The sequence below is a fragment of the Streptomyces sp. NPDC018693 genome, assembly GCF_044391385.1.
Taxonomy (GTDB): Bacteria; Actinomycetota; Actinomycetes; order Streptomycetales; family Streptomycetaceae; genus Streptomyces.
On record NZ_JBIRZZ010000010.1, the window covers coordinates 154,207 to 163,634 of the forward strand.

Annotated in this window: 16 protein-coding genes; 1 reads left to right on the plus strand and 15 read right to left on the minus strand. The window is 72.5% G+C overall.

Annotated features, from left to right (window positions below; genetic code table 11):
* Positions 1–125: 125 nt before the first annotated feature.
* Complete coding sequence (locus ACH5AC_RS25395) at positions 126–1,133, plus strand: XRE family transcriptional regulator (protein ID WP_398864613.1); 1,008 nt, start codon at positions 126–128, stop codon at positions 1,131–1,133.
* 71 nt (positions 1,134–1,204) lie between these two features.
* Here the strand turns inward: ACH5AC_RS25395 and ACH5AC_RS25400 are convergent, their stop codons facing one another.
* From ACH5AC_RS25400 to ACH5AC_RS25470, 15 genes are all read right to left on the minus strand, one after another.
* Positions 1,205–1,486 (minus strand): WhiB family transcriptional regulator, encoded by a 282-nt coding sequence (locus ACH5AC_RS25400; protein ID WP_398864456.1) that lies wholly within the window; start codon positions 1,484–1,486, stop codon positions 1,205–1,207.
* Positions 1,483–3,108 (minus strand): hypothetical protein, encoded by a 1,626-nt coding sequence (locus tag ACH5AC_RS25405; protein WP_398864457.1) that lies wholly within the window; start codon positions 3,106–3,108, stop codon positions 1,483–1,485. The genes ACH5AC_RS25400 and ACH5AC_RS25405 overlap by 4 nt, the downstream gene beginning before the upstream one ends.
* Positions 3,105–3,398 (minus strand): hypothetical protein, encoded by a 294-nt coding sequence (locus ACH5AC_RS25410; protein ID WP_398864458.1) that lies wholly within the window; start codon positions 3,396–3,398, stop codon positions 3,105–3,107. Before ACH5AC_RS25410 ends, ACH5AC_RS25405 begins: the two co-directional genes overlap by 4 nt.
* Entirely contained in the window at positions 3,395–3,652 is a 258-nt protein-coding gene (locus tag ACH5AC_RS25415) for a hypothetical protein (protein ID WP_398864459.1), read from the minus strand. Before ACH5AC_RS25415 ends, ACH5AC_RS25410 begins: the two co-directional genes overlap by 4 nt.
* Positions 3,649–4,224 (minus strand): hypothetical protein, encoded by a 576-nt coding sequence (locus ACH5AC_RS25420; RefSeq protein WP_398864460.1) that lies wholly within the window; start codon positions 4,222–4,224, stop codon positions 3,649–3,651. Before ACH5AC_RS25420 ends, ACH5AC_RS25415 begins: the two co-directional genes overlap by 4 nt.
* The gene (locus ACH5AC_RS25425) at positions 4,221–4,640 is read right to left on the minus strand and encodes a hypothetical protein (RefSeq protein WP_398864461.1); all 420 of its coding nucleotides are present in this window, start codon (positions 4,638–4,640) and stop codon (positions 4,221–4,223) included. Before ACH5AC_RS25425 ends, ACH5AC_RS25420 begins: the two co-directional genes overlap by 4 nt.
* A 40-nt stretch (positions 4,641–4,680) precedes the next feature.
* Positions 4,681–4,935, minus strand: a complete 255-nt coding sequence (locus ACH5AC_RS25430) for a hypothetical protein (protein ID WP_398864462.1) — start codon at positions 4,933–4,935, stop codon at positions 4,681–4,683.
* 11 nt (positions 4,936–4,946) lie between these two features.
* Positions 4,947–5,156 (minus strand): hypothetical protein, encoded by a 210-nt coding sequence (locus ACH5AC_RS25435; RefSeq protein WP_398864463.1) that lies wholly within the window; start codon positions 5,154–5,156, stop codon positions 4,947–4,949.
* Positions 5,153–5,524 (minus strand): hypothetical protein, encoded by a 372-nt coding sequence (locus ACH5AC_RS25440; protein WP_398864464.1) that lies wholly within the window; start codon positions 5,522–5,524, stop codon positions 5,153–5,155. Before ACH5AC_RS25440 ends, ACH5AC_RS25435 begins: the two co-directional genes overlap by 4 nt.
* Before the next feature lie 178 nt (positions 5,525–5,702).
* A complete protein-coding gene (locus tag ACH5AC_RS25445; protein WP_398864465.1) occupies positions 5,703–6,314 on the minus strand; it encodes a hypothetical protein in 612 nt (203 codons plus the stop codon).
* Positions 6,315–6,381: 67 nt separating this feature from the next.
* Positions 6,382–7,152: a hypothetical protein gene (locus ACH5AC_RS25450; protein WP_398864466.1), complete on the minus strand. Its 771-nt coding sequence runs from the start codon at positions 7,150–7,152 to the stop codon at positions 6,382–6,384.
* A 4-nt stretch (positions 7,153–7,156) separates the two neighbouring features.
* Positions 7,157–7,630 (minus strand): hypothetical protein, encoded by a 474-nt coding sequence (locus ACH5AC_RS25455; protein ID WP_398864467.1) that lies wholly within the window; start codon positions 7,628–7,630, stop codon positions 7,157–7,159.
* Positions 7,620–8,084 (minus strand): hypothetical protein, encoded by a 465-nt coding sequence (locus tag ACH5AC_RS25460; RefSeq protein ID WP_398864468.1) that lies wholly within the window; start codon positions 8,082–8,084, stop codon positions 7,620–7,622. The genes ACH5AC_RS25455 and ACH5AC_RS25460 overlap by 11 nt, the downstream gene beginning before the upstream one ends.
* Positions 8,081–8,503: a hypothetical protein gene (locus ACH5AC_RS25465; RefSeq protein ID WP_398864470.1), complete on the minus strand. Its 423-nt coding sequence runs from the start codon at positions 8,501–8,503 to the stop codon at positions 8,081–8,083. Before ACH5AC_RS25465 ends, ACH5AC_RS25460 begins: the two co-directional genes overlap by 4 nt.
* Positions 8,500–9,012, minus strand: a complete 513-nt coding sequence (locus ACH5AC_RS25470; protein ID WP_398864472.1) for a hypothetical protein — start codon at positions 9,010–9,012, stop codon at positions 8,500–8,502. Before ACH5AC_RS25470 ends, ACH5AC_RS25465 begins: the two co-directional genes overlap by 4 nt.
* Between the last annotated feature and the right edge of the window lie 416 nt (positions 9,013–9,428).

Genomic DNA, 9,428 nt, shown 5'->3' on the forward strand with positions numbered 1-9,428 from the left:
CGTCGCTCATGCGGTTTGCCGCGTTCTTGGAGATCCCGTCCGACAGGCTCTGTGCGTCTGCCGTACCGGACATCGTCAATGTCGCTACGGTGGCCGGAGGTTGTCGGTCGGACGAGGAGGATGCGGTGCGTCGTAGGGAGCTGCTGACGGGAGTGATGGCAGCGGGGGCGACGGCCGTCGTGGGCGCCAGTCCGGCATCGGCCGTCACTCCACCCGACGACTTGGAGTTGTCGCTGTTCCGGCTGCCGCAGGCGGCGCCGATGCCGCTGCCGCGTCTCGTGGGTCAGATCTCTGCCGCACGACGGGACTTCGGCGCCACGGAGTACACCCGTCTTGGCCACGTGCTGCCCGGACTGATTGCGTCGGCGGAGGCGACCCGGGACGCCTCGGCGGGCCGGGCCCGCGAGGAAGCGAGCGTGGCCCTGGCTCGCGCCTACGTGCTGGCCGCTGAACTCGCCACGAAGCAGCACAGCGACGCGGCATGGGTGGCGGCCGACCGTGCCCTGTCCGCTGCGCGGTCCAGTGGAATTCCGGTGGCGGTCGGGGAAGCGTCGCGCGTGCTGGCGATCGCGATGCGCCGGTCTGGCCGGTCGTCGGCCGCCGTGCATCTGCTCACCAAGGAGGCCGCGGACCTGGACGCCAACCGGGACCACACCGGCGCCGTCCGTACGACGCTGCTGCTGACCGGCGCCTACTCGGCGGCGGCAGGCAGGGACCGGTCGACGGCCCTGTCCCTGCTGGAGGAGGCCGAGCAGGAAGCGGACCGCAGGCCAGCGGTGCCGGGACTGTTCACCGTGCAGGCCACCCGGACGCAAGTCGATGCCTATCGGATCAGCGTGCTGAACGTGCTCGGCACTCCCGACGAGGCGGTCAAGGCGGCGGCCCGGCTCGATGTGAGCCACCTGCCCACGCCTGAACGGCGTGCGCGTGCCTGGACCGATGTCGCCCGCACGTGGAACGCGCTCGGGGACAGTCGGCAGACGTTTGCGGCCTTGCGGCAGGTCGAGCAGGAGGCCCCGCAGGAGGTGCGCCGGCCAGCACTGCGGGCTCTGACGGCCGGGCTGCTGTACGGGCCCACCCAGGTCGAGGGCCTGCGGGAGTTCGCGGCGCGCACTGGCGCCCTGACCGCCTGAGCCGCCCAGGCGGCCGGCCCGGTGCGACGAGGCCCCTGCCGGGTTGGGGCAGGGGCCTTCTTGTTGTGCGGTCAGTCGTCGGCGGTGGCCTGCTGGCGGGCGCGCTGGTCGCGTTCGTCGACGGTGAGTCCGCCGTAGATGCCGTCGCGGATGCCGTTGTCGATGGCGTAGTCGGCGCAGGCTTCGCGGACGGGGCAGCGGGCGCACCGTTCTTTGGCGGCGTCGCGGGCGGGCTTGAGGGGAATGGCGCGGCTGCTGTCGACGAACAGGTCGGGTCGTTCCTTGCAGGGGGTTTCGGGCCACTGGCCGGGGGTGGTGTCGAGGGCGTCGAGGAAGTGGGGGACGGTGCTCACGGGGCCTCGCTGTCGGTGAGGGTGGCGAGCTTGAGAGGGCCGGGGTCTTCGGTCCAGACGGCGAGGGTGTCGAGGATGCGGTTGCGGGTGTCGCCGCCCCGGAACGGGGAGCCGAGGTTGCTCTGCTGCTTGACGTACTTGCTGGTGGTGATGGTCCGCGTCCGCAGGGCTTCGTAGGCGGTGACCACCGTGTTGAGGTCGGCGCGCAGGGCTTCGGCGCGGTCCCAGCACTTCGCCCAGGCGGACCCGGGAAGGCCCTCGTCGGGGCCGCGCATGAGCTGCTCGTGCTCTTCGGGGCTGATGTGGAAGTGGTGTCCGCCCGCTGCCTCGCCGACGAGCGGGCCGGTCTGTCCGCAGTCGCAGCGCACGGGGGCGAGGAGGTCGAGCGGCAACTCCATCGCGTTGGCGATGTGCTCGCGGGCCTCGGCGAGGGTGGCCTCTTCGCGGCATCGGGGGTCGATGCAACGCCGGTCTCCGCAGACCTTCCACTCGCGGGTATCGGGGCGACTGGGCGCAGTGTCCGGACGCGGCGTCCGGATGGTGTCCGTGCTGGTCACGCCGGTGCCGAGGACGGGCGGCCGGGTGCGTCCGGACGTCTGGAGGCCGATGGCCGGATAGGCGTCCGCAGGTGTCCGGTCGGTGTCCAGATGGGGGTGGGCGCCGTCGTCGCTGTCGCTCCACCGGTAGCGGGTGCCAGTCGAGTTGCGGCCGGTGTGCAGGGGGATGTCGAGGGCTCGGCGTTCGTCGTCGTTGTGGCTGGCTGCGCGCCAGCATCTGGCCGGGCCGCCCTGCTGGGGGCCGTCCCAGGTGGCGGTGCAGCGGGGTACTCCATCGGGCGCGGGCCCGGCGGGGTCCTCCTGGGTGGCGCGGGCGTCGGCGATGGCCTGGAAGGCTTCGGCGAGGGCGGCCGGGGCCAGGTGGCGGGGGACGCGGGCCCGGTACTCGATGCGGACGCCCCGTCCGGACGTGTCCGGCGCGTCCGGGTCCGGATGCGTCCGGACGCTGTCCGTGCTGGTCGTCGAGGGTCCGGCCGCGTCCGGCCGGGTCCGGGTGCACACGTTTTGGCCGCAGTCGCAGTTCGCGCACCCAGCGCAGAACGGCTGATCGCGGTAGTTCTCGTACGCGACCGGCCGGCCGCCGCACACGCAGCAGCGGGCGGCGTCGTCCTGGCGGTCCAGGACTGCCGCGATGGTGTTCTCGGCGCGCCGGTAGCCGTCGTTGTCGGTGGCCGGGTCGAACTGCCATGGTTCGCCGTCGGTGTTGGTGACGAGGCTCCAGCCGTACGCCTGGCCGTGCTCGTCGAGGTGGAGGGCGAGGGCCAGGCCGCGCGGGTGGAACGCGATCCGGTTGATCAGCCACAGCAGTCCGGTGTCCCGCAGCGCGGCGAACGGCCGCGCCTCGGCTCGGACGTCGGGGTGGGGGCCGCCGGGGGCCGGGGCCGCAGCGGCGATGTCGAAGGCTTGCGGGAACACCTGGGTGCCGCCTTCGGGCAGGTCCAGGACGATGCATGGTGCGTGCATGACGTCGCGGAGCTTCCCGTGCCAGACGCGGTGTGGGGCGTCGGGGTGGGTGACGGTGACCCACTCGCCGAGGAGTTGTAGCAAGGTGCTGTGGGCGGTCAACGGGGTGCCTCTTCTTCCGTGTGCCATCCGCTGCCGGGCTCGCCGACGCGGAGGTGATACTGCTCGTCATCACCGCCGCCTTCGATCTCTTCCACCGTGGCGCCGGTGGCGCGGGCTGCGTTGAGGAAGTCCTCGCCGTGCTCGGCGAAAACTGTGACGAGCCAGGTCTGGCCGCCGCGCGGGTTGTCCCGGCCGTCGAGCCAGTTGGCATACACGGCCGTACGCCTCCACATCCGCATGCGTTCGCTGTCGTCGGCGGTGACGAGGAAGCGGTGTACTCCGGCTCTCACTTGAGCCACCAGGCGGGCGCGTCCTTGACGATCCGGTCCATGAGCCAGCCGGGCCGGTGCGGGATGGGTACAGCCCAGCCTTCCTCTCCGGCCGGGGCGGTGACGATGACGCTCGGCGTGCGGTCGGTGACGTGCTGCCAGGTGATCGTGATCTCTTCGGGCTTCTGGTCGGCGTCGAGCTCGGCGGCCTGGTCGGGGGCGACGGAGTACCGCTTGCTGATGGTCTCCATCGTCTCCAGCAGTTCCACGGTCATCGGGTCGTCTCCTTGGTGCTCTTCGCCGGGGTGGCGGGCTGTGCCAGGCGTCGGCGTTCGCACGCCTCTTCCTCTTCGCGCGTCTCGTGTGGGACTTCGCAGATCGTCGTGCTGTCTTGTGCGGGCTGCGGGGCGACGGCGGGCGGGGGCCGGCCGTCGCTGTACTGCCACAGCGGATGGTCGGGGCGGGCGGTGACGTTGAGGACGCCGAGGAGCTTGAAGGCCATGTGCTCCAGCACCGTGCGGTCGAGTTCGACCGGGTACGGCGTCGAGTTGTCGAGGGCGTACACGAGGGCGTCGACCGTCATGCCGGGCCGGTCGACGGGCAGGGCCTCGTCCCAGCGGTAGGTGCAGCGCCCGCACTCGCGCTCGTGCCGCTCGGGGAGCGGGCCGCGGCGGGCCACAGCGCCGTTCCAGTCGGAGACGGTCACGCGGCGGGTGAGGGCCTGCCGGTACCAGGTGAACGCCTCGGTGTAGAGACACTTCGGGCAGACGGCTCCCTCGGCGGAGTACGGCGGCAGCACCCCTCCGTCGTGGCCCGCGGTCTCGTCGACGGCATCGGTGGCGGTCATACGGTTCCTTTCGCGTGGACGCGGTCCTCGTGCTCGCGGACGTCGCGGCAGTTGATGACGCGGCATCCGTCGTCGAGGAAGTAGCTGCCGTGCTCGCAGCGCGCCCGGTTGTAGTGGGGGTCTTCATCTCGGCGCGGGGCCCGGCGGGGGTCCCCGGTGGGGCGCTTGTGCCAGCCCGCAGGCTCGTCCTGGATGTCCGAGTCCCAGCCGGCGACCGCGCGGGCGACCAGCTCGGCGTCGCGGGGATAGCACCAGCCATGCGCATAACCCCAGTTCGGGCCGTCGATCCAGAGGGCGATCAAACGGATGTTGGATCCCAGCCAGATCCACACGTAGCGGAACTCGTGATCGCGGGCGAGTTCGAAGCCCTGCCAGTGCTCGTCAAGGATCGGCGTCTCGTGGTGCTGCATAGGCATGGTCGGGTTCCTTCGCGCGGTGGGTGGGCCAGGCGGCGGGTCAGCGTCGGCGGTGGCGGCCGGTGGGCGGGCCGTAGGGGCTCATCCACGCCGGCCGCCGCTGGGCGGTGGCGGGACCGAGCGGATCAGCGGCCTGCTGGCGGCGCACGAATTCGGCGACCGCGGTCACGGTGCGGGTGAGCTGGCGGGCCAGCGCGCGAAACGCTTCGAGGAGCTGCCGCCACATGTCGGCGGCGCGGGCCAGGTGGCGGCCGAGGGCCTCGGTCTGCTCGCGGGTGAGACGGAACAGCTTCATGCGGGGGCCTTTCAGGTTGGGGTGCTCCAGCCGAACGGCGACTCGCCACGGTCGGAGTCGACGGCGAGTTCGGCGATGTGCCGGACGGTGCAGGTGACCCGTGCGGGGTCGCGGGTGAACAGGTCGAGGTGCGGCAGCTCGGCGGGCAGGGTCAGGCAGCACGTCGTGTGCGAGCCGCCGGCGGGCGGCATCTCGTGCACTACGACCGCGGGGGTGCTCATGCGACGCTCCGCCGGTGCTCGGGGCACGAGGGGTCGTGCGCGGCGCCGCCCGTCGCCCACGCCTGTCGGCAGGAACACGGGTCGGCGCTGTAGCGGAGGACGCGGCGGGCCTTGTGGGCGGCCCGCAGCCGGGCGAGCGGTCCGGCCTGCTTCACCGGGGCCAGGGCGGGCTCGTCGTCGGTGTAGTCGCCCGGCATGGTGGCGCGGCCTGCTTCGCGGACCGCGCCGAGCACGCACAGGGCCGCGACCGCGTACGCGGCGGCTGCGTGCCCCCAGCGGCCTGCGGTGATGTGGCCGCCGCCGACCGACACGGCGAACACGAAGCCGAGCCCGAAGAGGGTCGCGATGGCCATGCTGGTGCGGGTCACTGTGCCCACCTCCGCCAGGCGCGGTGAGCACGGCGGCAGCCGATCCCGCCGAGGGTGAGAACGAGCGGCGCCAGGAGGAGAACCAGCGTCAACGGGTTCATGGACGGCTCCCTTCGGGCGGGGCGTAGTGTGCGCTCCTCGGCGGCGAGCGCGCGGCGGATTGCAGCCATTTCGGGGATCACCGCTGGACCCTCGGCCGGAGGATGGCGTCGGCGAGGTCGACGGCGGCCTGTGTGAGCGACGACTCGACCAGGCCGTGCTCCTGGTGAACGGTCTCGAAGGCTTCGTTCAGCACGCCGGTGATGGCACGGCCGACCTCCGGGTCGAGGCATGCCATGTATGCGGCGTCGGCCATGGACTGGGGGTCGTCGGCGCGACCGGTCCCGGCGACGCACACCGGCCGATCGACCGGCCCGGCGGCCACGAATTCCTCACCGAAGTGCAGGCCGGGGTCGTTCCACATCTTCGCGGGGTCGTACCACCAGTCGCCTTCGGTGGCCGCGTTGACGAGCGACAGCAGCATGCCCCGGGCGGTCTGCAGCCGAAGGTCCGCGCGGACCCGGGCGTCGTCGGTGTGGGGTCCGGCGCCGTTGATGGCGACGATGACGCGGGGCTTGATGCTGCTGCCGCTGCACGCGGCGCAGTAGTCACGGCCGTTGACGTGCCGCCAGCCGTGCGCGGCGCCGATCTGCCGGGCCTCCTCAGCCGTCATGCCGTCGGTGATGAGGGTGGTCGCGCAGGTCGAGAAGCCGCGGGTGGTGTTGCAGTGAAGCGTCGTACTGGTGCTCACGCTCTGCTCCTGGTTTGCTGGGGTCGGCCGCCCCTGTGTCCCGCAGGGGCGGCCGTTGTGGTGCGGGTCATGCGTCGGCGTGGTCGGCGGTCTCGTGCCGGGCCAGCAGCGTCTTGCGGCAGCCGCTGCACAGCGCGTACTCGGCGGCCTTGTCCTCCGGCAGTGGCTCCGTCGCCTGGTACTGGCCGGGGCAGATCGTGCGCCCGTTGTCGTCCGGGATGTGCTTCACCGACGTCTGCGGGCTCTGGTTCACCGACCGCGAGTTCAGGACGTACGGCGGCGCGGCGGGCTCGTCGAACGGCTCGATCTCCCCGTGCAGTTGCTCCAGGGCGAGGGCGGTGTACCGGGTGCCGACGAACGGGGCCTCGTACAGCGTCACGCCGTCCTCGGTGGCCTCGGTGGCCTTCGTCCACACACGGCCGTCCGGCGTGCGGTAGGCCCTGGCGGGCTCGCCGCCCCAGTGGGCGACTGTGCTGCAGAACAGGCAGCGCTCCACGCCAGCCTCGTCCGGCTGGTAGAAGTGCGGCTGCGGCTCGCGCTGACCGCCGCGGCGGTTCTGCGGGCACAGTCCCGGCACGTCCGCACTGTCCGCCGGGTCGGTGTTGATCCACGCGGCGAGGGCGTCGGCGTACGCCTTGCGTGCCCTGCGGGCCTGCGCCTCCTGGCGGTCCGCTTCGGCGCGTAGCTTGCCGAGGTGTGGCGCGTGCCGCACGAGCGCGTCGTACAGCGGGTCGGGCATGACCTCGGCGAGCTTGGCCGGAGTCCGCTCGGTGCCGTGCCCGGGGGCCAGGCACAGGCGCAGGAAGTCGCGGACGTCTTTCTCGGTGTCGAACTTCAAGGGGTCAGTCCTCTTTCTGGTTGGAGTTGGTGCGCTGCTCCTCGATGAGCGCGCGTACGGCGACGATCGCCATGCCGTACAGAGCGAGCACGCCGTCCACGACCCGGCACATACCGGCCTCGGTGTCGGTGTCGGCGGCGAGCGCGTCGAACAGGGCTTGCGTCGCGTCCTGGTCCTTGTTGGCCCACGCGGTGACGAACTGGGCCGCGAACTGCGCCTCGGGCGGCAGGTCTTCGGGGCGGCCGGGCTCGCCGGTCTCGACGTCCTCGACCTGGAGCACGAACATGCCGTCGGCTGGCGGCTCCACCCCGAACGAGCACATCGTCGCGAGCATCGCGCACAGCGCGTAGCACTCCCGGCGGCTGTCTTCCATCAGCGGGACGAGGAGCATCCCGCCGCCGTGCACGTCGCCGGCGAGCGCCCGGTTCACGGCCTCCTCGACGATCATCGGCGCCGTCGCGTTCGGTTCAGAAGCCACAGCTCTCTCCACAGTCGTCTTCGTTGCAGTCGTCGCTCGGCCAGGTGTGGCCGTCGAGGTCCTCGTGGTCCTCGCCCCTGTGCCCCGGCGACAAGACGCACTCCGTCTCGCCGCTGCCGAACGGCACGAAGTCCATGTGCGGGCAGCGCACTGTCGGCACCCGGGCGTCCCGCTCGGCCTCGGCCTCCAAGGCGGCCCGCTCGGCGGCCTTTTTCGCCGCCCGGGTCGCGGCGGCCTTCTTCGCGGCGGCCGACCGGCGGGCCTTCACCTCCGGCCGGTTCCGCCACCGCGTCCGCGCCGCCCGCATCTCCTGGGCGTGCTGGGCCGACGCGGCACCCAGCGCCTGGAACAGCGCCCCCACCGGATCGACCGTGCGGTTCGGGTCGTGCACCGCCCGGTCGAAGTCGGCGACCGCGCGCACGGCCTGCTCGCGCGGCGTCAGGTCCTCGCTCACGCGGACTCCTCGGTCAGCATCGGGTCGAAGCGGCACCGCAGCAGTGCCCGGGTCACGGCGCGGGCGCCGTACCGGCGTACGGCCTCGTCGTGGCCCACCTCGGCCACGGCCCGGCAGATCTCGTCCAGCGGCACCACCGCGGTGACGGGCGCCGCAGCGGTCACCTGGCTGCGCCGCCGGTTCGTCGCGCAGAACAGGCACGCCGCGCCGCTCGCCGGGTCCGGCGGGGCCGCCGGGTGGATCCGGCAGCCGGTCGGCGACTGCTCGGCGCGGACGCCGGCCAGCAGCCGACGGGCCCGGTCCAGGCCCTCGCCGATCTCGTCGAGCTGCTCGGGCGCGGCCTCGAACACCAGCAGGTGCTCGCCGTGCTCGCCCAGAGCACGCAACGCGTCCCCCAGCTCGGTCGTCAGGTTGGTCATCGGTCGTTCACGTCCTCGGTCGTGGGGGCGTTGAGGCGGGCTTCCAGGTCCGCGAAGGCGAGGGCGGCTTCGCGGTTGCAGTCCTGGCACACGCGGTCTTCCGGCTTCGGCTCCCGCCGCTCCAACTTCGGGTTCCGGCACGTCCGGCACTCCCACCAGACCGACGCCGAGCGCTGCTGAGGCACCGAACCGGCCTTGCCTGACGGGCGGCCGTTCGCCCTGCGCTCCTGGCACGCCCGGCAGTCCGCGCCAGTGTCGATCAGCTCGCCGTCCTCGCACCCGGCGTCCGGGCACTCACCGGCCCGCACGAGCGCCTGGAGGACCTTGTACGGGTTGTCGATGCCCCGACCGGCCAGCAGGTGGCTCTGGTACCGGTGACGCACCCAACGGCGGGCCACACGGTCCGCGAGCTGCTCCGCCGTACGGTGCTCCAGCTCCCCCAGCACCGACACCCGCCACCCGTGCGGCACCTTCTGGGCTTCGAGCAGCTCCAGCAGGGACGGCGGCACCGCCCGCTCGACGACCGCGACGAGCGCAGTCTCGACCGGGGTCAGCCGGGTCCTGTTCCTCGAGGGCGCTCGCTTTTTCGTCGCGGCGGAGCCGCCTCGCGCGTCGCGCGCCCCACTACCGGTAGAGGCCCTACGGGCGTCACCAGCGCTTCGCGCCGCAGGCGCCTGTTCTTGATCTACTTCTTCAACACCTTCTTGTAGGTCAGTTACCGCCGCACCGGTGCGGCCAGGGGTAGCCGCATCCGTGCGGCCAGGGGTAGCCGCATCCGTGCGGTCAGGGGTGGTGGGGGCGGGGGGTGGGGTGGGCGCCCCCGGGGGGCCCCCCCCCCGCCAGCGGGTCGCCCCGTCGGCGGCACCATCCCCCGCCCCCCGAGCGGCTCGCGCCACCCCCACCAGGTGGTCCACCAGCACGGACA

Coding starts and splice junctions, on each gene's coding strand:
- ACH5AC_RS25415 (WP_398864459.1), bottom strand. CDS start 3,652: ATGACCGTGGAACTGCTGGAGACGATGGAGACCATCAGCAAGCGGTAC.
- ACH5AC_RS25420 (WP_398864460.1), bottom strand. CDS start 4,224: ATGACCGCCACCGATGCCGTCGACGAGACCGCGGGCCACGACGGAGGG.
- ACH5AC_RS25425 (WP_398864461.1), bottom strand. CDS start 4,640: ATGCCTATGCAGCACCACGAGACGCCGATCCTTGACGAGCACTGGCAG.
- ACH5AC_RS25430 (WP_398864462.1), bottom strand. CDS start 4,935: ATGAAGCTGTTCCGTCTCACCCGCGAGCAGACCGAGGCCCTCGGCCGC.
- ACH5AC_RS25435 (WP_398864463.1), bottom strand. CDS start 5,156: ATGAGCACCCCCGCGGTCGTAGTGCACGAGATGCCGCCCGCCGGCGGC.
- ACH5AC_RS25465 (WP_398864470.1), bottom strand. CDS start 8,503: ATGACCAACCTGACGACCGAGCTGGGGGACGCGTTGCGTGCTCTGGGC.